The sequence below is a fragment of the Actinoallomurus rhizosphaericola genome (genome assembly GCF_024055675.1).
GTDB lineage: Bacteria > Actinomycetota > Actinomycetes > Streptosporangiales > Streptosporangiaceae > Actinoallomurus > Actinoallomurus soli.
The window spans coordinates 72,853-92,486 of record NZ_JAMXMW010000021.1 but is presented as its reverse complement, the minus strand read 5'-3'; the positions used below and the strand labels follow the sequence as shown (position 1 = coordinate 92,486).

Below are 19,634 nucleotides of genomic sequence, written 5' to 3'. Positions count from 1 at the left end.
AGGGCCATTATGACGGCTTTGCCGGAATGGATGTTGAGCCTTCCGGAGGAAGGCGTCACCGCGGAGGAATACGATCGGATGCCGGAAGAGATCTGCCGGCGTATTGAGATCGTTGACGGGAGCATCATCGTGTCGCCCTCCGCGACCCCGCGGCACGATCGGATCGCGCGCCTGTTCGCCAACGCGCTGGAGGCGTCCGCACCGGCTCCCTGGCAGGTGACCACGGACGTCGACCTCCGGCTCGCGGACGTCCCGCTGCACAACCGCCGGCCGGATGTCCTGGTGTTCGACGGTGACCCGGACGTGCTCCCGGTCCGCCCGCATCAGGTTCTGCTGGCGGTCGAAATCATGAGCAAGGGCAGCATCAGCGCCGACCGCCTGGACAAACCAGCCGAATATGCCACAGTAGGCATTCCGCATTATTGGCGCGTCGAGCAGCAGAATTCTGGTTTGATCACTTATACCCACATCCTGAATGCGACGACGAGGAGCTACGCCTCTTCCGGCGCCCACACCGGTGTCCTGAAGACCGATCAGCCTTTCCCTGTCGCCATCGACCTCGACGCGTTGAGCTGATCCATCGTCGCCGAGGGTTCTGGTCGCTCACACGACCGGAATCCTCGGCGGGGACGCTCAGGCCGGCGGCGACCAGACGTAGGGGGTCGTCGTGGTGACGGGGCTGAAGCCGAGGCGCTCCAGGATGGGGCGGCTGTCGTCGGAGGCGTCGACCTGCAGGTACCGGTAGCCGTGCTCGGCGGCCACGCGCGCCCGGACGGCCACGAGCGTCCGGTAGATGCCGCGGCCCCGCCACGCCTCCAGCGTCGACCCGCCCCACAGGGACGCGAAGACCCCGTCCTCGCGGAGCGCCACCCAGGCGGCCGCGACGACCTGGCCGCCGGTCTCCGCCGTGAAGATCGCCAACCGGTCGGGGGCCGCGGCCAGCCTCCCGGCCAGGTGCTCACCGATGAAGCCGCAGTCGCGCCCCCACACCTGTGACTCCATCGCCACGATCGCGGGGATCGCCTCGCCGCCGACCCGGCGGATCACCACGTCGTCGGAGACGGGAGCCGCGGCCGGCAGGTCGGTGACGCGGCCGATCACGACCGTCTCGGTGGGCTCGGCGACGAATCCCGCCGCGCGCAGCCGGTCGGGCAGGTCGCCGGGGAGGTCGTGGCCGCGGGTCTTCCACTCCACCGCCTCGCCACGGGCGCCGAAGAAGGCGACCTGCGCGGCGATGAGAGCGTCGACGTCGTGGCCGGACAGGTCGCGTGGGCCGGTGACGAATCCGCGTTGCTCTCCGACGACCCGCAGCAGCGGACCGTCCCGCTCGATCCACGCGCCTCGAGCGGGAACGCCCACCCCGCGCAGATGCTCGTCGTAGGCGGCCAGAAGATCCTCAGTCATCCGGCTGGAGAGTAATGCCTCGTGCCTCCACGCTGCGACCGCTTTTCCGCGCTCGGCGCGGCCAGGGCCGTACATCACGGCCGAGGGTTCTCGTGGCGTACACGACGAGAACCCTCGGCAGAGGGCCCCGGGCGGTTCGGTCAGGCGGCGACGGGGGCGGTGTCGGGGACGAGCTCGGCGTCGCCGGTCTCGCCCTCCCTGGCTGCGCGGCGGCCGAACACGATGACGTACGACAGGAAGGCCGTCTCGGCGATGACGCCGATGGCGATGCGCAGCCACGTGACGTGGACGTGGCCGGTGACGAAGCCCTCGATGGCGCCGGAGACGGCGAGCACGCCGATCAGGCCGATCGCGATGCTCATCGCGGCCCGGCCCTCCTCGGCGAGCGCCTGCCCCCTCCGGCGCGGGCCCGGGTCGATGACCGTCCAGCCGAGCCGCAGGCCCGCCGCCGACGCGAGGTACACCGCCGTCAGCTCCAGCAGACCGTGCGGCAGGATGAGGCCGAAGAAGATCGCGCCCTTGCCGTGGGCGAACATCAGGCCGGCGGAGACGCCGAGATTCAGCTGGTTGGCGAACAGGGCGAGGATCGTCGGGATGCCGAGCAGGATGCCGAAGATCAGGGTCTCCGCGGAGACCCAGACGTTGTTGATCCACACGTGGAACGCGAACGCCCCGGCGGCGTGCTCGGTGTAGTAGTTGGCGAAGTCGTGGTCGACGAGCTGCTTGATCTGGTCGGGGGACAGCAGCGAGGTCTGCACCTGCGGGTTGCGCGCGATCCACACCGCGAGGATCAGGGAGACGAGGTTGGACAGCAGCGCCGACCCCAGCCACCACCAGCGCATACGGTAGGCGGTCACCGGGAACGCCACGGTGAGGAAGCGGGCGGCGTCCCGCCACATGGGGGCCTGCGCGCCGGTCACCGCGGCCCGGCCCCGGGCGACCAGCCCGGACAGGCGGCCGACCAGTGCGGGCTCCGGGGAGCTGGAGCGCACCACCGACAGGTGGGTGGCCGCCCGCTGGTAGAGCTCGACCAGTTCGTCGATCTCCGCGCCGCTCAGCTTGCGCGTGCCGCGGTTGACGAGCTGCTCGAGTCGCAGCCACTCGGCGTTGTGCGCGGCCACGAAGGCGTCGACGTCCACAACCCGGCAGACTACCGTTCAGTGGGAATCTCCAGGCTCGAACGGATCCGCGACCGGAAGGGGCAGCGTGCCCGTCGAACTCGTCACCGGTGAGGCCGTCGCACTCGACATCCGGGTCGCGCGGCTGGCCAGCCGCGCGCTGGCCCTGTTCATCGACGTGATGCTGCAGCTGATGGTGCTCTACTTCTGCATGATCTTCATCAGCCTGTCCGCGCACGTGTCGGACACCGCGGTCACGGCCGGACTGACGATCCTCGCGCTCGTCGGCGTGCTGGTGGGCTATCCGACGATCATCGAGACGCTCACCCGTGGCCGTACGCTCGGCAAACTCGCCCTCGGACTGCGGGTGGTCGCAGACGACGGCGGACCGGAGCGGTTCCGGCAGGCCCTGGTGCGGGCGCTGGGCGGGTTCGTCGAGTTCTGGATGCTGGCCGGCTCTCCGGCGCTGATCGCGTCGCTGCTGAGCCGGCGCGGAAAGCGGCTCGGCGACATCTTCGCGGGCACGATCGTCATCCAGGACCGGGTTCCGGTGAGCGTGATGCTCGGCCCGGTGGCGATCATGCCGCCGCAGCTCGCGCCCTGGGCGGCGTCCCTGGAGCTGTCCCGGCTGCCGGACACCACCGCCCTGGCGGCGCGGCAGTACCTCACGCGGTTCTGGGAGTTCGCGCCGCTGGTCCGGGACGAGATGGGACGGCGGCTCATGGACGAGGTGCTGACGTACGTCAGCCCGCCGCCGCCGATGGGGTTCCGGCCGGAGATCTACCTGTCGGCCGTGCTGGCCGAGCGACGGCACCGCGAGGAGCGCCGGCTCGCCGAGCGCGCCGCCCGGCGGGCCGCGATCGCCCGGCGCGGGCTGCCGCTCGCGGTGAGCGTTCCGCCCGGCGCGGGATGGCCCGGCGGCCCCGCCTTCGTCCCGGTGGGCGGCCCGCCGCCGGTCCCCCCGGCGTACGGCGGCGGTCCCGTGCCCGTCCCGGAGTGGCTCGGCGGCGCTCCGGGCACCGCGAACCCGCCGCGGTTCATTCCGCCCGCGGGCTGACGCGAGCGCCGCGACCGGCGCCGGCGCGAGCAGCCCGCGGAGGGGGACGGTTCAGCGCACGGTGACGCGGACCGTCGGGGACGGCCCGTAGATCTCGTGCGCCTTGTGCTTCTTGTGGCGCACGCTCATCCCGACGGCGCGGAAGGAGTACTTGCCGCGCGAGAGCAGCCGGGTGCTGAAGCCGAAGTCGGCGGTCCAGCCGTCGACGCGGTACGGCGTCACGCACTCGCCCACCTGGCTCCAGTGCCCGGCGTCCCGCACCTGCAGGCAGAACCGGCTCTCGCGCAGCCCCGCGTCATCCCCGGCGAATCCCGCCAGGTGCACGGTCTGACCTCGTTGGATCACATTGCGCGCGGCCCTGAGGTCGAGATCGGACTTGGCCATGGCCGAACCCCCGGCCGCCACGACCAGCCCGCCACTGAGAAGCCCCACCACACCGGCGCCCACGAACACACGCATCATGATCCGTATGACACCGCACATGACCCCGAGGTTGTCAGAGATTCCTAGGAAAAATTCGGGGGATTCTCAAGGTTGACCAGTTCGATACCGGGAGCAGCCACGACCACGTCTCCGGCCAGGTGGAACTCCGAGACCTCGCCGGTCTCCAGGTCGGTGATCTCGTAGCGCTCGACCGGGACGCGCTCCCCGTCGGCGTCGTGCCAGGCGGTCTCGGCGAGGGCCCAGCGCTGCGGGACGGTACGGACCGCGAGCGAAGGAGCGGTGACGAGCAGGACGCGCACGTCGACGCGCTCCCCCTCCGCGAGGCGCAGCGACCGGGCCACGGCGACCAGCAGGCCCGGGGACTCGCCGAGGAAGCCGGCGGCCCGCGCGGCGTGCTCCCGGCCGGCGGTCACCCACAGCAGCTCGGCCCCGACGGCGCCGCCCCGCAGGACCTGCTCCCCCGCGGTCACCTGGAGCCGGGCGGGCCGCCACCGGCTGTCGGCGACCAGCTCGATCGTGCCGCCGTCGGACCGCTCGGCGGAGTAGCGCCAGCCACCGCCGTCCAGGTCGCAGGCGAACCGTTCCTCGACACCGGGCTCGTGAACGTACGTACCGTGCGGCATGGTCCCGAATCTATGAGCCCTGGCGCCAGGAGGACAGGTACTCCTCCTGGCCCGGCGTGAGCGCGTCGATCCCGACGTCCATGGAGGCGAGCTTGAGGCCGGCGACCTCGGTGTCGATCTCCTTCGGGACGTCGTAGACGCCGGGCGTCAGTTCCTGGCCGACGAGCCACTCGCAGGTGAGGGCCTGGTCGGCGAAGGACATGTCCATGACGGCCGCCGGGTGGCCCTCGGCGGCGGCGAGGTTGACCAGGCGGCCCTCGGCGAGCAGGACGAGCCTGCGGCCGTCGGCGAGGACGTACTCGTCTGCCTGCGGGCGCACGTCGCGGTGGACCTCCACGGCCAGGTCGGCCAGCGCCCGTACGTCGATCTCCACGTCGAAGTGGCCGGAGTTGGCGAGGATCGCACCGTCCTTCATCCGGGCGAGGTGCTCGGCGCGGATGACGTCCCGGTTGCCGGTGACGGTGATGAAGACGTCGCCGTGCTCGGCGGCCTGGGCCATCGGCAGGACGCGGTAGCCCTGCAGGACCGCGTCGAGGGCCTTGACCGGGTCGATCTCGGTGACGACGACGCGGCCGCCCATGCCGCGGGCGCGTTCGGCCAGGCCCCGGCCGCAGTAGCCGAACCCGGCGATGACGATGGTCTTGCCGGCCAGCAGCGTGTTGGTGGCGCGGACGATGCCGTCGAGGGTCGACTGGCCGGTGCCGTACCGGTTGTCGAACATGTGCTTGGTGTCGGTGTCGTTGACCGCGACCATCGGGAAGCGCAGCGCGCCCTCGCGGGCCATCTGGTGCAGGCGGATGACGCCCGTCGTGGTCTCCTCGCAGCCGCCGCGCACGCCGTCGAGCAGGTCGAGACGCTCGGTGTGCAGGATGTTGACCAGGTCGCAGCCGTCGTCGAGGACGAGGTCCGGGGCGATCTCGAGCGCCTGGTGGATGTGCCGGTAGTACCCGTCGCGGTCGACCCCCTGCCGGGCGAACACCGCCGCGCCGTACTCGTGGACGAGCGCGGCGGCGGTGTCGTCCTGGGTGGACAGCGGGTTCGACGCGGCGAGGGCGACCTGCGCGCCGCCGGCCTGGAGCGTACGGATCAGGTTGGCGGTCTCCGTGGTGACGTGCATGCACGCCGCGACGCGCAGGCCGTCCAGGGGGCGGTCGGCGGCGAAGCGCTCACGGATGCGCCGCAGCACGGGCATGGACCGGTCGGCCCACTCGATGCGCCGGACCCCGGACTCGGCGAGCCCGGGGTCCGTGATGTCGTACGTCACGACGAGGCAGACCTCAGTAGCGGTAGTGGTCCGACTTGTAGGGGCCCTCGACGTCGACGCCGATGTAGGCGGCCTGCTCCTTGGTGAGCTTGGTCAGCTTGACGCCGAGCGCGTCCAGGTGCAGGCGGGCGACCTTCTCGTCGAGGTGCTTGGGCAGGGTGTACACGCCGATCGGGTAGTTCTCCGTGCGGGTGAACAGCTCGATCTGCGCGATCACCTGGTTGGTGAAGGAGTTGGACATCACGAAGCTCGGGTGGCCGGTGGCGCAGCCGAGGTTCATCAGCCGGCCCTCGGCGAGCACGATGATGGAGTGGCCGTCGGGGAAGGTCCAGGTGTGGACCTGCGGCTTGACCTCCTCCTTCACGATGCCGGGGATCTTCGCCAGGCCGGCCATGTCGATCTCGTTGTCGAAGTGGCCGATGTTGGAGACGATCGCCTGGTGCTTCATCCGCTCCATGTGGTCGGCGCGGATGATGTTGAAGTTGCCGGTCGTCGTGACGAAGATGTCGGCGATGTCGACGACGTCCTCGAGCGTGGTGACCTGGAAGCCGTCCATCGCGGCCTGCAGCGCGCAGATCGGGTCGATCTCGGTGACGATGACGCGGGCGCCCTGGCCGCGCAGCGCGTCGGCGCAGCCCTTGCCGACGTCGCCGTAGCCGCAGACGACGGCGACCTTGCCGCCGATCAGCACGTCGGTGGCGCGGTTCAGGCCGTCGATGACGCTGTGGCGGCAGCCGTACTTGTTGTCGAACTTGGACTTGGTGACCGAGTCGTTGACGTTGATCGCCGGGAAGAGCAGCGCGCCGTTCTTGTGCATCTCGTAGAGGCGGTGCACGCCGGTGGTGGTCTCCTCGGTCACGCCCTTGATGCGCTCGGCGATCGCGGTCCACCGGCCGGAGCCGTCGACGGTGCGGTGGAGCAGGTCGAGGATGACCTTCCACTCCTCCGAGTCGTCCGCGGCGGCGGAGGGCACGGCGCCGGCCTTCTCGTACTCGGCGCCCTTGTGGACGAGGAGCGTGGCGTCGCCGCCGTCGTCGAGGATCATGTTCGGTCCGTCACCACCGGGCCAGGTGAGCGCCTGCTCGGTGCACCACCAGTACTCCTCCAGCGTCTCGCCCTTCCAGGCGAACACCGGGACGCCCTGCGGGTTCTCCGGGGTGCCGTTCGGGCCGACGACGACTGCGGCGGCGGCGTGGTCCTGGGTGGAGAAGATGTTGCAGCTCACCCAGCGGACCTCGGCGCCGAGCGCGACCAGCGTCTCGATCAGCACGGCGGTCTGGATGGTCATGTGCAGCGAGCCCATGATCTTCGCGCCGCGCAGCGGCTGGTCCTTGGCGTACTCCTCGCGTACGGCCATGAGACCCGGCATCTCGTGCTCGGCGAGCTGGATCTCCTTGCGGCCGAACGCCGCCAGCGACAGGTCGGCGACCTTGTAGTCCATGGTTCGTTTGCTCCCTGGGATTCGGTGTCGTCAGCGAGTCTAGGCGGGGCGACTCGGGGATCGCACGAGCCGGGCGCCGTATCTGACACTGATTTGTCAGAATAGGCCTCATGCGTATCACGGAGGCCGCCCGGCGACTCGGCACATCCCCCCGCATGCTCCGCTATCGCGAGAGCCTCGGCCTCCTCCCGCCGACCCGCGAGCGGCAGGGCCATCGCCGCTTCGGCGAGGCCGAGCTGCGCGCCGTGGCCCTCGCGCTGGCGCTGGAGCGCAGGTACGACATCAGCCCGGCGGAGCTGGCGTTCGGACTGCGCGTGCTGGCCGACCCGGAGGTGCGCGCGGACGTACGGGAGCTGGGCGAGCGGGTCGGCCGGCTGTCGGCGCCTCCGGCGCGCGCCCTGGACTTCGAGAAGGAGAAGGCCCTGCGCCTCCTGCGCGGCCGGCCGTAGAGATCCCCGGTCTCCGCTGTGACCGGCCGTGGAGATCCTCCGGCATCCGCCGCGGCCGGCCGTGGACATCCCCGCCGCGCCGATGTCACATCTCGCCGGGCCGCGTCGTCAGAGGGGTGTCAGCACGCAGACGACGAGGAGAATCCCATGGAAGCCCGGTTGAACTACTACGGCAACCCGGTCGCGGGGAAGTTCGCGAAGTACATCAACTCCGCCGGCAAGGTCGTGACCGACTCGAGCCTGCCCGCCACGACGCAGGAGCTGGTGAAGATCCGCGCGAGTCAGATCAACGGCTGCTCGCTCTGCCTCGACATGCACACCAAGGACGCCGCGCACGCCGGGGAGACCGCGCTGCGCCTCAACCTGCTCGCGGCCTGGAGGGAGGCCAAGGTCTTCACCGAGGCCGAGCGGGCCGCCCTGGAACTCACCGAGCAGGGCACCCGCCTCGCCGACGCCGGTGGCGTCACCGACGAGGCCTGGGCGAACGCCGCCAAGCACTACGACGAGGAGCAGCTCGCCGCGCTGGTGTCCCTCATCGCCCTCATCAACACCTACAACCGCATGAACGCCATCACCCAGCAGCCCGCGGGCGACTACCAGCCCGGCCAGTGGGGATGATCATCGGTCCGCGGCGGCCCGCGCGGAATCACCGCACGGGCCCGCCGCCGGCGCGTCCGCCGGCGTGAAACGGCGGGCCATCGCGTGCAGCCCCCGCCGAGGAGGCCGGATCGGGGCATTCCCCAGCCCATGGTCGCCCCGACCGGCCGTCCACGGGACACACCCGCGGGAGACCCGGACGGACTGCGGCCACCTCGGCGAGGGACGTCGGCCGCGCCACCCGAACCCCCGAGATCCAGATGACACGACCCGGGCGCCGGCGACCTCGGACCCCCTAGTGCGAGGACGCCGGCGCCCCGTCACAATGCAAAGGTACGCCGCGGATCGCGGCCGGTCGTCCCCCGCAAGGATGGACCCGGATCGTCCCAGAGGTGGACATCGGGGCACTCACGGCCGAGAGGGAATCGCCCCGTACGGTGAGGCGAACACCCCCGCCGGCAGGCGATAGTAAAGAGTGACCAGCGACAAGCCTGACTTCCTCCACGAGGCCGGACCGGCGGCGTGGCGCGTGGCCGCGCAGGTCGTGACCGCGGTGGGTCAGGTCCTTCTGTGGATCCTCACCGGGGTCGGCCGGCTCCTGCGCCCGATCACCAACCGCCTCGTCGCCGCCCTGTACGGCCGAAGCACTCCACCTCCGGCGTCTCCGCCTTACGGCGGACCGCCCCCGTACGCCACCCCGGACGGCACCCTGTTCACGCGGCAGCCGGTGCCCCCGCCCGGAGCGGCCGCCCCGCCGGCCAGGCCGCCCAAGACGCCGCCGCTGCTGCGCTGGGCGCACGCCTGGCGCCGGTTCGGGGAGTCGTGGGCGTACGGCCCGGTGACCGGCGCGATCCTCGCCGTGGCGGCCCTGATCGAGCTGCCCCTGCACCATCTGCCGGTGGTGAGCCTGTCCGGCGCGTTCGCGCTCGCGGCGACGCTGCCGCTGATGTTCCGCCGCGAGTCGCTGCGGCCCGCGTCGGCGATCGTGCTGGGCGCGCTGGCCGCGAGCCTGCTGTCCGGGCAGCAGGTCCTGCTGACGACGGCCTTCGCCGGGCTGTACACGCTGTACCTCCTCGCCCAGCAACTGCCCCGCCAGTCCACGGGCGTGCTCGGCGTGTGCAGCGTCGTCGCCGTCGGCGTGGTCTACCTCGCCTCCGGCAGCCTGGACGACATCCCGTGGCTCGCCGGGTTCACGGCCGTGATCGCCGCGATCGGCCTGGGCGACGCCCGCCGTACGGTGGAGAGCGCCGAGGCGAGCGTGGACGAGGAGCGCGAGCGCAGCAGCGAGACCCTCACCCAGCTCAATGCCGCCCAGCGCGAGCAGGCCATCCTGCGGGAGCGCGCCCGGATCGCCCGGGAGCTCCACGACGTGGTCGCGCACTCGGTCTCGATGATCGCCGTGCAGGCGGAGACGGCCCCGTACACGATGCGGGACCTGTCCCCCGAGGCCAAGAAGGGATTCGGCGAGATCGCGGGCGCCGCGCGGGAGGCCCTGGAGGAGATGCGCCGCCTCCTGACCGTGCTGCGCGCCGAACCCGGCGCCGAGCCGGAGGTGACGCCGCAGCCGCGGCTCGACCGGCTGGGCGAGCTCATCGACTCCCACCGCGGCGCGGGCGGCGACGCCCGGCTGACCGTACGCGGCAGCGCCCGGCCCCTGTCCACCACGATCGAGCTGTCGGCCTACCGGATCGTGCAGGAGGCCCTGACCAACGCCCGGCGGCACGCGCCCGGCGCACAGGTGAACGTCGAGCTGGACTACCAGGGCGATCGGCTCGCCGTCCGCGTCACCGACGACGGCGCGACCGTCGCGCCCACGACGACGGTGAACACCGACGGCCGTACGAAGCTGATGGGCCACGGGCTCGTCGGCATGCGCGAGCGGGCGACGATGCTCGGCGGCCGTTTCGCGGCCGGTCCGCGGCCGGAAGGCGGATTCGCCGTGCAGGCCGAGCTTCCGGTAGGCCAGAATCGTCGATCGTGATCCGAGTGCTGATCGTCGACGACCAGACGATCGTCCGGGCCGGTTTCGCCGCCCTCCTGGCCGCCCAGCCGGACATCGACGTCGTCGGGCAGTGCGGTGACGGGCGGGAGGCCGTGCGCCTCGCCGAGGCCCACCGGCCCGACGTCGTGCTGATGGACATCAGGATGCCGAAGATGGACGGCATCGAGGCCACCCGGCGCATCCTCGCCGACCCGGCCGGCGGATCGGCGCGGGTGCTCGTGCTGACGACGTTCGACGTGGACGAGTACGTCTACGAGGCGCTGTCCGCCGGGGCGAGCGGCTTCCTGTTGAAGGACTCGACCGCCGACGACCTGGTGGCCGCCGTACGCGTGGTCGCCCGGGGCGACGCGCTCCTGGCCCCACAGGTGACGGGGCGGCTGATCCGGGAGTTCGCGCGCCAGCGCCGCGACCGGCCGAAGCCCGTCCCGGCACTGGCGACGCTGACCGCACGGGAGACCGAGGTCCTCCAGCTGATCGCCGGAGGCCTGTCCAACGCCGAGATCGCCGCGCGTCTCGTGGTGAGCGAGCACACGGTCAAGACGCACGTCGCCCGCGTGTTCACCAAGCTCGGCCTGCGCGACCGCGCCCAGGCCGTCGTCCTGGCCTACGAGTCCGGCCTGGTCACCCCGGGCGGCACCGCCCGATAGCCGGATCAGGCCTGGCGGCCGGGCTCCGGGGAGAGGGCGGAGCGGTCCAGGTCGGGTTCGAGGTAGATGTGGCGGGCCATCGGGACGGCGGTCCGTACGCGCTTCTCGGCCGCGTCGATCGCCCGGGCGACCTCGGCGGCGGTGTCGTCGTGAGTGACCGCGATCTTGGCGGCGACGAGCACCTCCTCCGGGCCGACGTGCAGCGTCCGGATGTGGATGACCCGGTCGACCTCCTCGACCGACTCCAGCTCGGTCACGATCTGCTTCTCCACCTCGGTGGCCGCGGCCTCGCCGATCAGCAGGCTCTTGGTCTCGACGGCCAGCACGATCGCCACGAACGCCAGCAGCACGCCGATGGCCATCGAGCCGACGCCGTCCCAGACGCCGTTGCCGGTGACGACCGCCAGCGCGACGCAGATCAGGGCGATGACCAGGCCGAGCAGGGCCGCGGAGTCCTCCAGGAGCACGACCGGCAGCTCGGGCGCCTTGGCGCGGCGGATGTAGGTCACCCAGCTCTGGCCGCCGCGGGTCCGGCTCGCCTCCTTCATCGCCGTACGGAACGAGGATCCCTCGAGGAGGATCGCGAAGATCAGCACGGCGAACGCCCAGATCGGGTCCTCGACGTCGTGCGGGTCGACGACCTTGTGCCAGCCCTCGTACAGCGAGAACAGGGCGCCGACGGTGAAGAGCACGACGGCGACGATGAAGGCGTAGAAGTAACGCTCGCTGCCGTAGCCGAACGGGTGCTCACGGGTCCTGGCCCGCTTGGACCGCTTGCTGCCGAGCAGCAGGAGGCCCTGGTTGCCCGAGTCGGCGATCGAGTGCACCCCCTCGGCCATCATCGACGCCGATCCGGTGAACGCGAACGCCACGAACTTCGCAGCCGCGATGCCGAGGTTCGCCCCGAGTGCCGCAATGATCGCCTTGGTACCGCCTTCAGCACTCACGGTCGCTCCCGTCCATCGCGCGGCCGGTGTTACTCACAGGGTCCTCTCTTCGGGCTCCCGGACGGTCGCCGACGGGTCGACGCCGACGGCCAGTGCCAGGTAGACGCTGATGTAGTCGATGTGCGCGATGAGCCCGGCGAGCCGCTCCAGGGGATGGGTGCCCCTGGTCGTCAGCTCCACCACGGGCACGGCGCGGTCGCGGGCGAACTCGGCGGCGAGCTCGCGCCGCCTGGTCACCTGCGGGTGCTCCTCGACGTCGTTGAGGAGCACGAGCGACAGCCGGGTCGGCTCCGGTTCGTCGACCCGGTCGCGGAAGAGGTCCTCCTCGGCGGAGCCGCCGGATCCGGCGGCGAACGGGCCGTCGAACATCGCGGCCTGGTCGTGCCAGGCCGCCGGCAGCTCGCCGTGGACGGCGGGGCACCCGGCGTTCGCCGCGAGCTGGCTCGCGAACCGGTGGGCGGCCGCCCCCGTCATCGGTGACGTGCCCCAGATGACGGGCACCGACCCGGCGAGCTCCAGGGCGACCTGCTTGGCCGGGTTGACGAACGACTCGCTCGCCGGGCGGCACTGGTGGCTCATGTCCTCCAGCACCCCCGCCGTCCGTTCGAGGGCCTCCGCGGTGACGTCGACCAGGCCGAGCGCCCGCGCGGCCAGCAGCAGCGGGACGGTCAGGCCCCACAGCATCGCCCGCTCCGGCCCGGCCGCCCGCACGGGCACGAACGGCGCCCCGGCCTGGACGGCGATCTCCGCCAGCGGTGATCCGGCCGCGCCGACGCACAGCAGCCGGCAGCCCCGGCGGACGGCCTCGACGGCCGCCGCCAGGGTCTCCTCGGTGCCGCCCGGTCCGGACACGGCGATGACCAGGTCGGCCGCGCCGGCCCAGCCGGGGAGCCGGTGACCTCGCTCGGTCGTGATCGGCACGCGGCAGCCCTGCCCGCAGACGGCCGCCAGCATCTCGCCGGCGAGGCCGGAGCCGCTGGTGCCGACCACCACGATGGCACGGGGACGGCCGCCCTGGGCGATGCGTTCGACGCCCGCCTCGGCGGTGTACAGCTGGGCCTCGCGGACCTGTGCCGCGGCCGAGGCGACGCGCCGCAGCATCTCTCCGGGATCGGCGGCCGCCAGCGCCTCGGCGTCGTCGAGGCGGCCGGGGTCGACCTCGACAGGACTCATGTCAGGCCGGGGTCCGCGCCTGGTCGACCAGAAGGACGGGGATGTCGTCGCGCACCGGGTAGGCGTACTTGCAGGTCCCGGTGCAGACGAGCTCGTCGGCCGCCTCGTCGGTCTTCAGCTCACCCCGGCAGTTGGGGCAGGCCAGGATCTCCAGCAACCAGGAGTCGATCTTCAACTTTCTTCCTTTCGCACCACGGCGAGCACTTCGTCGCGCACCGCGGCCATGGTCTCGGGGTCGGCCGCCTCGGCGTTGAGGCGGAGGAGGGGTTCGGTGTTGGACGGTCGCAGGTTGAACCACCAGTCGGCGTGCCCGACCGTGAGGCCGTCGAGTTCGTCCACGGTAACGCCGGGCCGCCCCGCGAACTCCGCGCGCACCCGCGCCGTCGCGGCCGCCTGGTCGGCGACCTCGGAGTTGATCTCACCGGACGCGGTGTACGGGCTGTAGGCGGCGAGCAGCGCGGACAGCGGGCGCTCCTGCTCGCCGAGCGCGGCGAGGACGTGCAGCGCGGCGAGCATGCCGGAGTCGGCGAACCAGAAGTCGCGGAAGTAGTAGTGGGCCGAGTGCTCGCCGCCGAAGACGGCGCCCGCCTCGGCCATCGTCTGCTTGATGAACGAGTGCCCGACCCGGGTGCGGACGGGCTCCCCGCCGTGCTCCCGAATGATCTCCGGCACGGCGCGCGAGGTGATCAGGTTGTGCACGATCCGCGCGCCGGGATGCTTGGCCAGCTCCCGCACGGCGACCAGGGCGGTGATGGCGGAGGGCGTGACGGGCTCGCCGCGCTCGTCCACGACGAAGCAGCGGTCGGCGTCGCCGTCGAAGGCCAGCCCGAGGTCGGCGCCGTGCTCGCGCACCGCCGTCTGGAGGTCGCGGAGGTTCTCCGGCTCGATCGGGTTGGCCTCGTGGTTCGGGAACGTGCCGTCGAGCTCGAAGTACAGGGGCACCAGGTCGATCGGCAGGCCCGCGAACACGCCCGGCACCGTGTGCCCGGCCATGCCGTTGCCGGCGTCCACGACGACCTTGAGCGGGCGGATGCCCGACAGGTCGACGAGGGACCGCAGGTGCGCGGAGTACCCCGGGAGGAGATCCAGCCGGCGGACCGTGCCCGCCGGGCCGTCGTGGGCGGGGACGCCCTCCTCGACGAGCCGGCGCATCTCGCCGAGCCCGGTGTCCCGGCCGATCGGCCGGGCGCCCGCCCGGCACAGCTTGATCCCGTTGTACCGGGCCGGGTTGTGGCTGGCGGTGAACATCGCGCCGGGCAGGCCGAGGCTGCCGCTGGCGTAGTAGAGCAGGTCGGTCGAGCCGAGGCCCGCCTCCGTCACGTCGGCGCCCTGGGCGGTGGCGCCCCGCGCGAACGCCGCGGACAGCGGGCCCGACGAGGTGCGCATGTCGTGGGCGGTGACGATCGCCGTGGCGCCGGTGACACGCACGAACGCGGCGCCGGCCGCCTCGGCTATCCGCTCGTCGAACTCATCGGGCACGACCCCCCGGACGTCGTACGCCTTGAAGATCTTGGCCAGGTCGCCCACGCGCGCCCCCCATGCTCACGGCCCGGTCGTCGCTTTGCGGTCATGAGCCTACCGGGAGCGGATCAGGGCTTGCGGGGCGTGTCGGAGCGGAGGGGCGTGTCGGATCGGAGGACCCGAAGATGGCCGCGCCGGCCGACCTCGATGCCCTGCCCGACCGGCTCCTCCCGCGGCGTGGCCGGCTTGGCGGCCTCGCGGACGGCGTTGGCCAGGGCTTCGAGATCGTCACTGGTCGGCTCGGACTCTTCGGCGGGGAGGCGGACGAGCTCCCAGCCGACGGGGGCGGTCAGGCGCTCGGCGTGCTCGGCGCAGAGGTCATAGCAGTGCGGCTCGACGTACGCTGCCAGCGGGCCCAGAACAGCGGTCGAGTCGGCGTAGACGTACGTGAGCGTGTAGACAGCAGACTGCTTGCACGCGGTGCGGGAGCAGATGCGGACGGGGCTCACGACGGGAACGTATCTCCTCCTGCCGCTCCTGCGCCACTATCCTCACTTCGTGTCGCCGTATTTCCGGCGCGCGACCGCATAACGGATCTTTGTGCGGGGGACGGTCAGGCCAGGTCCGGACTATGCTCAAGGAGTGCGATCCCGGGTGACACGCTCCAGCACACGCCGCCGCGACCGCCGTGGGCGCGGCATGCGCGGACCGCTCACGCCGCCCGATGCGCCGATCTCCCGGACCCGCGCCGAGCGCTTCGACGATCTGGTCCGCGATGAGGCGCGCCGGCTCGAGCAGCGGTGGAGCCGCGAGTTGACGGGTGTCGAGTTCGCCGTCGAAGAGGTTCCGCCCGTCGAGCCGTGGGCGGACGCCGCCGATCCGGTCCCGCTCGGACGCCTGCTGCCCGCGGCGGACGGCAGGCCGGCGCGGATCGTGGTGTACCGGCGGCCGGTGGAGGCGCGTGGCGGCGACGACGAGCGTGACCGCGCCCGCCTGGTCCGCGACGTGGTCGTCGAGGAGGTCGCGGATCTGCTCGGCCTCGCGCCGGAGTCGGTCGACCCGACCTACGACTCCCGCGACGAATGACACGTGATCGGCCGAGACGGCTGATCGGCCGAGACGGCTGATCGGCTGAAATGATCTCGCCGCCGGTCCCGATCGGCGGCGTGGGCGTTCCGAGACTCTGTGCGGGACTCTTGGGACACCGCGGCCGTGGGCCTGCGGTGCCGCCGGGGCCCGCCGGACCGCGTCAGAGCCGTCCGGCAGGACCCCGGTGAAACGTCACCGCAGGCGTCATACGCCGCGAATGCGGGTTTCAGCCTGCCGCGCGCTTGAGCTTCCGGCGTTCACGTTCGGACAGACCTCCCCAGATCCCGAACCGCTCGTCATGCCCCAGCGCATATTCCAAGCATTCCGCCCGCACCTCACAGGCACGGCACACTTTCTTGGCTTCACGGGTCGAGCCACCCTTTTCCGGAAAAAAAGCTTCCGGGTCGGTTTGCGCGCACAGGGCGCGCTCCTGCCAGCCCAACTCTTCGCCTTCTGCACCGTGCGCCAGCGGGATGAGCACTTCGCTCACAGACGCACCTCCTCGCCCCGTGGAGTCCCCCCCTGGTCACCTTCCCCGACACAGTCCCCCGGGAAGGCAGAACTACACCCATGAAATTACACGCGTGTATGACCAGGGACGTCAAGCCGAATGGGCACGGTGCGGTGTGTCACGACGGAAAGTCGTGCTGACCTGCGGAGACGATCAGTGACTCCACAGAACCCCGCGGTTATGCGTTCCTGCCGTCGCCGACTACTCCGGAGGCCGGTACGGGTCCGCCGGAGGCGACTGATCCGACTCCTCGGACCCCGACGAGGTCTCCTTCGGCGCCGGCTGGTCCGTGCTGCCGTAGGCACGCGTCCACTCACCCTCACCCTCCCCGGTCGGCGGTGCCGGCTGGGCCGGCGGCGCCGACGGGGCGGGCTGGGCGGGTCGCTGCTGATAGTAAGCAGACTGACCGTACGGCTGCTGCGGAAATGGCGACTGTTGACCATACGGTTGCTGCACCTGGGGCTGCCCATAGGGCTGTCCCGGCTGACCGTAAGGCTGCTGCTGACCGTACGCCGGTCCGTACGGCGGCGCCGGCTGACCGTACCCCTGCGGGTACTGCGGGACGGCGGGCCGGGCCGGCGCCAGCGACTGGAACGTGGAGAAGGCGTAGAAAGCGGCCACGGCACCCACCGCGAGCTTCGCGACGCCGTACAGGAACATCGAGAACTTCGCGCTGCCCGGCACGTCCAGGATGACGCCCGGAGTGTTGCCGCCCGCCGTGAGGCCGGCCAGGATGGCGATGACCTCGACCAGCCCCATCACACCGAGCAGGATCGCGCCGGCGAGGGCGACATTGCGGGCCTGGGCGATGGGGGGACCTCCCAGCCGGGACGCCAGCGCCACCGCGACGACGACTACCCCGATGACGGTCAGGCCCGCGAAGAAGTTGTCGTACGCGACGAAGTTGTAGGCGCGGTAGCTGAAGTCCGTCCCCTTGCCCGTCGATAGGGCGATGAGTCCACTGACGAACTGCAGGGCCACCGAAGCCAGGAGGATCCAGGCACCGGGTCCTCGTAGCCGCTGCGCGGCGTCGTTGTTCACGCGCTACTCCCTGTCGGTTATCGGATCGACGTCAGCTTCGCACACCGACCCGCGGCCCGTGGGCATCCGCCACTCCCCGAGGTGCCAGACTTGTCCGCATGCGCATCGTGGCATTGGCGGGCGGAATCGGGGGAGCCCGTTTCCTGCGCGGACTACGGCAGGCCGCCCCGGAGGCGGACATCACCGTTATCGGCAACATCGGCGACGACATTTCACTCTTCGGACTACGCGTCTGTCCCGACCTGGACACCGTGATGTACACCCTCGGCGGCGGCATCAACGAGGAGCAGGGCTGGGGCCGCGCGGACGAGACCTTCACGATCCGCGAGGAGCTCGCCGCGTACGAGGTCGGCCCCTCCTGGTTCACCCTCGGCGACCGTGACTTCGCGACGCACATCGTGCGCACGCAGATGCTCGACGCCGGATATCCGCTGTCCGCCGTGACCGAGGCGCTCTGCGACCGGTGGAAGCCGGGTGTGCGCCTGCTGCCGATGAGCGACGACCGGGTGGAGACCCACGTCCTCATCGAGGACGAGCAGGGCCGGCGGGCCGTCCACTTCCAGGAGTGGTGGGTGCGCCTGCACGCTCAGGTCCCGGCCCGCTCGATCGTCGCGGTCGGCGCCGAGGACGCCAAGCCCGCGCCCGGCGTGCTCGAGGCGATCGACGCCGCCGACTTCGTGATCCTCCCGCCGTCCAACCCGGTGGTCAGCGTCGGGACGATCCTGTCCGTTCCGGGCATCCGCCCGGCGGTCGCGGCCAAGACCGTGGTGGGCGTCTCCCCGATCATCGGCGGCGCGCCCGTACGCGGCATGGCCGACGCCTGCCTCACCGCGATCGGCGTGGAGACCTCCGCCGGAGCGGTGGCCGCGCACTACGGGGCCGACCTGCTCGACGGCTGGCTCGTCGACACCGCCGACGCCGCGCTCGAGGGCGACCTCGGCGGCATCACCGTCCGCTCCCGGCCACTCCTGATGACGGACGTGGACGCGTCCGCGGACATCGCCCGCGCCGCCGTCGACCTCGCCGGGGAGCTCTCCGCATGAGCGCCTACGAGGTGTTCGGGGTCGACGGTCTGCCCGAGGTGCGCCAGGGCGACGACGTCGCCGAGCTGATCGCCGGGGCCGATCTGCGGGACGGTGACGTGGTCGTCGTCACCTCGAAGATCATCAGCAAGGCGGAGGGGCGGGTCCTGGTCGCCGACGACCGGGAGAAGGCGATCGACGCCGAGACCGTTCGCGTCGTGGCCCGGAGGGGCCCCACCCGGATCGTGCAGACCCGCCAGGGCCTGGTCCTGGCCGCCGCGGGCGTGGACGCCTCGAACACCGCTCCGGGCACGGTGCTGCTCCTCCCCGAGGACCCGGACGCGTCGGCGCGCCGCATCCGCGCGCGCCTGCGTGAGCTGACCGGAACACGGGTCGGCGTGATCGTCTCGGACACCCTCGGCCGGCCCTGGCGGCTCGGCCTCACCGACGCCGCCATCGGCGCGGCCGGCGTCGCGCCGCTGGAGGACCTGCGGGGCCGCGCCGACGCGTACGGGAACCGTCTCGACGCCACGGTCGTCTCGGTCGCCGACGAGATCGCCTCGGCCGCCGAGCTCGTGAAGGGCAAGCTGGCCGGCGTCCCGGTCGCGGTCGTCCGCGGCCTGGCCGACCACGTGACCGAGGAGGACGGACCGGGCGCGCGGGCTCTCGTCCGCTCGCCCGACGAGGACATGTTCCGGTACGGCTCGGCGGACGTCCTGACGGCCCGCCGTACGGTACGGGAGTTCGCGCCGGACCCGGTCGACCCGGCGGCGGTCCGCCGCGCGGTGGCCGCCGCGATCACCGCGCCCGCCCCGCACCACACGACTCCCTGGCGGTTCGTGCTCGTCGAGGAGCACAAGGACCGGCTGCTCGACGCGATGCGCGACGCCTGGGAGGCCGACCTGCGCGGCGACGGCTTCGGCGAGGAGTCGATCGCCCGGCGGCTGAAGCGCGGCGACGTGCTGCGCCGCGCCCCGTACCTCGTGGTGCCGTGCCTCGTGGCGGACGGCGCGCACGACTACCCGGACGCGCGCCGGTCCCGTGCCGAGCGCGAGATGTTCCTGGTCGCGATGGGCGCGGGCGTGGAGAACCTCCTCGTGGCGCTGGCCGTCGAGGGGCTCGGCTCGTGCTGGGTGTCGAGCACGCTGTTCTGCGCCGACGTCGTGCGCGAGACGCTCGGCCTGCCGCCGAACTGGGACCCGATGGGCGCGGTCGGCGTCGGCCACCCCGCCGCTCCCCCGCGCGACCGCCCGCCTCGCGACCCGGACGACTTCATCGTGACCCGCTGAGCCGTACGGCCGAGGGTTCTCGTCGCCGGAACGACGAGAATCCTCGGCGGAGTCT

General features: G+C 71.8%; 22 protein-coding genes. 9 read left to right on the top strand and 13 right to left on the bottom strand.

Features of this window, described 5'->3' with window-relative positions; genetic code table 11:
- Nucleotides 1-9 precede the first annotated feature (9 nt).
- Nucleotides 10-576 carry a Uma2 family endonuclease gene (locus NE234_RS35730; RefSeq protein WP_252785364.1) on the top strand — a complete coding sequence of 189 codons (567 nt, stop codon included), beginning with the start codon at nt 10-12 and terminating at the stop codon, nt 574-576.
- 57 nt (nt 577-633) lie between these two features.
- Here NE234_RS35730 and NE234_RS35725 read toward each other — a convergent pair whose 3' ends face one another.
- The gene (locus NE234_RS35725; RefSeq protein WP_252785363.1) at nt 634-1,404 is read right to left on the bottom strand and encodes a GNAT family N-acetyltransferase; all 771 of its coding nucleotides are present in this window, start codon (nt 1,402-1,404) and stop codon (nt 634-636) included.
- Between the two features lie 140 nt (nt 1,405-1,544).
- Complete coding sequence (locus NE234_RS35720) at nt 1,545-2,543, bottom strand: stage II sporulation protein M (RefSeq protein ID WP_252785362.1); 999 nt, start codon at nt 2,541-2,543, stop codon at nt 1,545-1,547.
- A gap of 67 nt (nt 2,544-2,610) precedes the next feature.
- On the opposite strand from NE234_RS35720, the gene NE234_RS35715 reads away from it, so the two are divergent.
- Nucleotides 2,611-3,579, top strand: coding sequence for an RDD family protein (locus NE234_RS35715; RefSeq protein ID WP_252785361.1), 969 nt, complete (start codon nt 2,611-2,613; stop codon nt 3,577-3,579).
- Nucleotides 3,580-3,630: 51 nt separating this feature from the next.
- On the opposite strand, the gene NE234_RS35710 is transcribed toward NE234_RS35715, so the two are convergent.
- From NE234_RS35710 to ahcY (NE234_RS35695), 4 genes are read right to left on the bottom strand one after another with little or no spacing between them, the layout of a single operon-like run.
- A complete protein-coding gene (locus tag NE234_RS35710) occupies nt 3,631-4,041 on the bottom strand; it encodes a hypothetical protein (protein ID WP_252785360.1) in 411 nt (136 codons plus the stop codon).
- Nucleotides 4,042-4,085: 44 nt separating this feature from the next.
- Entirely contained in the window at nt 4,086-4,646 is a 561-nt protein-coding gene (locus NE234_RS35705) for a hypothetical protein (RefSeq protein WP_252785359.1), read from the bottom strand.
- 10 nt (nt 4,647-4,656) lie between these two features.
- Nucleotides 4,657-5,910 (bottom strand): adenosylhomocysteinase, encoded by a 1,254-nt coding sequence (gene ahcY, locus NE234_RS35700; RefSeq protein ID WP_252785358.1) that lies wholly within the window; start codon nt 5,908-5,910, stop codon nt 4,657-4,659.
- A gap of 13 nt (nt 5,911-5,923) precedes the next feature.
- The gene (gene ahcY / locus NE234_RS35695; protein WP_252785357.1) at nt 5,924-7,351 is read right to left on the bottom strand and encodes an adenosylhomocysteinase; all 1,428 of its coding nucleotides are present in this window, start codon (nt 7,349-7,351) and stop codon (nt 5,924-5,926) included.
- Nucleotides 7,352-7,461: 110 nt separating this feature from the next.
- Between ahcY (NE234_RS35695) and NE234_RS35690 the strand changes: the two genes are divergently transcribed.
- The 4 genes from NE234_RS35690 (at nt 7,462) to NE234_RS35675 (ending at nt 11,046) form a co-directional block, all read left to right on the top strand.
- On the top strand, nt 7,462-7,800 hold the full coding sequence (locus NE234_RS35690) for a MerR family DNA-binding transcriptional regulator (protein ID WP_252785356.1): 339 nt from the start codon (nt 7,462-7,464) through the stop codon (nt 7,798-7,800).
- A 147-nt stretch (nt 7,801-7,947) separates the two neighbouring features.
- The gene (locus NE234_RS35685; RefSeq protein WP_252785355.1) at nt 7,948-8,418 is read left to right on the top strand and encodes a carboxymuconolactone decarboxylase family protein; all 471 of its coding nucleotides are present in this window, start codon (nt 7,948-7,950) and stop codon (nt 8,416-8,418) included.
- Between the two features lie 454 nt (nt 8,419-8,872).
- The gene (locus NE234_RS35680; RefSeq protein WP_252785354.1) at nt 8,873-10,378 is read left to right on the top strand and encodes a sensor histidine kinase; all 1,506 of its coding nucleotides are present in this window, start codon (nt 8,873-8,875) and stop codon (nt 10,376-10,378) included.
- Entirely contained in the window at nt 10,375-11,046 is a 672-nt protein-coding gene (locus NE234_RS35675) for a response regulator (RefSeq protein ID WP_252785353.1), read from the top strand. The genes NE234_RS35680 and NE234_RS35675 overlap by 4 nt, the downstream gene beginning before the upstream one ends.
- Nucleotides 11,047-11,051: 5 nt before the next feature.
- Here the strand turns inward: NE234_RS35675 and NE234_RS35670 are convergent, their stop codons facing one another.
- The 5 genes from NE234_RS35670 to NE234_RS35650 form a co-directional block, all read right to left on the bottom strand.
- On the bottom strand, nt 11,052-11,993 hold the full coding sequence (locus tag NE234_RS35670) for a cation diffusion facilitator family transporter (RefSeq protein WP_252785352.1): 942 nt from the start codon (nt 11,991-11,993) through the stop codon (nt 11,052-11,054).
- A gap of 33 nt (nt 11,994-12,026) precedes the next feature.
- Complete coding sequence (locus NE234_RS35665) at nt 12,027-13,166, bottom strand: SIS domain-containing protein (RefSeq protein WP_252785351.1); 1,140 nt, start codon at nt 13,164-13,166, stop codon at nt 12,027-12,029.
- A 1-nt stretch (nt 13,167) separates the two neighbouring features.
- Nucleotides 13,168-13,341, bottom strand: a complete 174-nt coding sequence (locus NE234_RS35660; protein WP_252785350.1) for a Trm112 family protein — start codon at nt 13,339-13,341, stop codon at nt 13,168-13,170.
- Nucleotides 13,338-14,693 carry a phosphomannomutase/phosphoglucomutase gene (locus NE234_RS35655; RefSeq protein ID WP_252785349.1) on the bottom strand — a complete coding sequence of 452 codons (1,356 nt, stop codon included), beginning with the start codon at nt 14,691-14,693 and terminating at the stop codon, nt 13,338-13,340. Before NE234_RS35655 ends, NE234_RS35660 begins: the two co-directional genes overlap by 4 nt.
- 62 nt (nt 14,694-14,755) lie before the next feature.
- Nucleotides 14,756-15,136, bottom strand: coding sequence for a DUF3499 domain-containing protein (locus NE234_RS35650; RefSeq protein ID WP_252785348.1), 381 nt, complete (start codon nt 15,134-15,136; stop codon nt 14,756-14,758).
- A 190-nt stretch (nt 15,137-15,326) separates the two neighbouring features.
- Here NE234_RS35650 and NE234_RS35645 point away from each other — a divergent pair, with 190 nt between their 5' ends.
- Nucleotides 15,327-15,713 carry a metallopeptidase family protein gene (locus tag NE234_RS35645; RefSeq protein ID WP_252785452.1) on the top strand — a complete coding sequence of 129 codons (387 nt, stop codon included), beginning with the start codon at nt 15,327-15,329 and terminating at the stop codon, nt 15,711-15,713.
- Between the two features lie 229 nt (nt 15,714-15,942).
- Here NE234_RS35645 and NE234_RS35640 read toward each other — a convergent pair whose 3' ends face one another.
- Both NE234_RS35640 and NE234_RS35635 read right to left on the bottom strand, forming a co-directional pair.
- On the bottom strand, nt 15,943-16,206 hold the full coding sequence (locus tag NE234_RS35640) for a WhiB family transcriptional regulator (protein WP_252785347.1): 264 nt from the start codon (nt 16,204-16,206) through the stop codon (nt 15,943-15,945).
- Nucleotides 16,207-16,428: 222 nt separating this feature from the next.
- Complete coding sequence (locus NE234_RS35635) at nt 16,429-17,268, bottom strand: hypothetical protein (protein WP_252785346.1); 840 nt, start codon at nt 17,266-17,268, stop codon at nt 16,429-16,431.
- 98 nt (nt 17,269-17,366) lie between these two features.
- Between NE234_RS35635 and cofD the strand changes: the two genes are divergently transcribed.
- Both cofD and NE234_RS35625 read left to right on the top strand, forming a co-directional pair.
- Nucleotides 17,367-18,311, top strand: coding sequence for a 2-phospho-L-lactate transferase (cofD, locus tag NE234_RS35630; RefSeq protein WP_252785345.1), 945 nt, complete (start codon nt 17,367-17,369; stop codon nt 18,309-18,311).
- Nucleotides 18,308-19,579, top strand: coding sequence for a coenzyme F420-0:L-glutamate ligase (locus NE234_RS35625; RefSeq protein ID WP_252785344.1), 1,272 nt, complete (start codon nt 18,308-18,310; stop codon nt 19,577-19,579). The genes cofD and NE234_RS35625 overlap by 4 nt, the downstream gene beginning before the upstream one ends.
- The last annotated feature ends 55 nt before the right edge of the window (nt 19,580-19,634 follow it).

What these genes read in the sequence shown, in the direction of transcription:
- NE234_RS35690 (WP_252785356.1), top strand. Translation starts at nt 7,462, where the DNA reads ATGCGTATCACGGAGGCCGCCCGGCGACTCGGCACATCCCCCCGCATG.
- NE234_RS35625 (WP_252785344.1), top strand. Translation starts at nt 18,308, where the DNA reads ATGAGCGCCTACGAGGTGTTCGGGGTCGACGGTCTGCCCGAGGTGCGC.
- NE234_RS35725 (WP_252785363.1), bottom strand. Translation starts at nt 1,404, where the DNA reads ATGACTGAGGATCTTCTGGCCGCCTACGACGAGCATCTGCGCGGGGTG.
- NE234_RS35705 (WP_252785359.1), bottom strand. Translation starts at nt 4,646, where the DNA reads ATGCCGCACGGTACGTACGTTCACGAGCCCGGTGTCGAGGAACGGTTC.
- NE234_RS35645 (WP_252785452.1), top strand. Translation starts at nt 15,327, where the DNA reads ATGCGCGGACCGCTCACGCCGCCCGATGCGCCGATCTCCCGGACCCGC.
- NE234_RS35665 (WP_252785351.1), bottom strand. Translation starts at nt 13,166, where the DNA reads ATGAGTCCTGTCGAGGTCGACCCCGGCCGCCTCGACGACGCCGAGGCG.
- NE234_RS35730 (WP_252785364.1), top strand. Translation starts at nt 10, where the DNA reads ATGACGGCTTTGCCGGAATGGATGTTGAGCCTTCCGGAGGAAGGCGTC.
- ahcY (WP_252785357.1), bottom strand. Translation starts at nt 7,351, where the DNA reads ATGGACTACAAGGTCGCCGACCTGTCGCTGGCGGCGTTCGGCCGCAAG.
- cofD (WP_252785345.1), top strand. Translation starts at nt 17,367, where the DNA reads ATGCGCATCGTGGCATTGGCGGGCGGAATCGGGGGAGCCCGTTTCCTG.
- NE234_RS35710 (WP_252785360.1), bottom strand. Translation starts at nt 4,041, where the DNA reads ATGATGCGTGTGTTCGTGGGCGCCGGTGTGGTGGGGCTTCTCAGTGGC.
- NE234_RS35685 (WP_252785355.1), top strand. Translation starts at nt 7,948, where the DNA reads ATGGAAGCCCGGTTGAACTACTACGGCAACCCGGTCGCGGGGAAGTTC.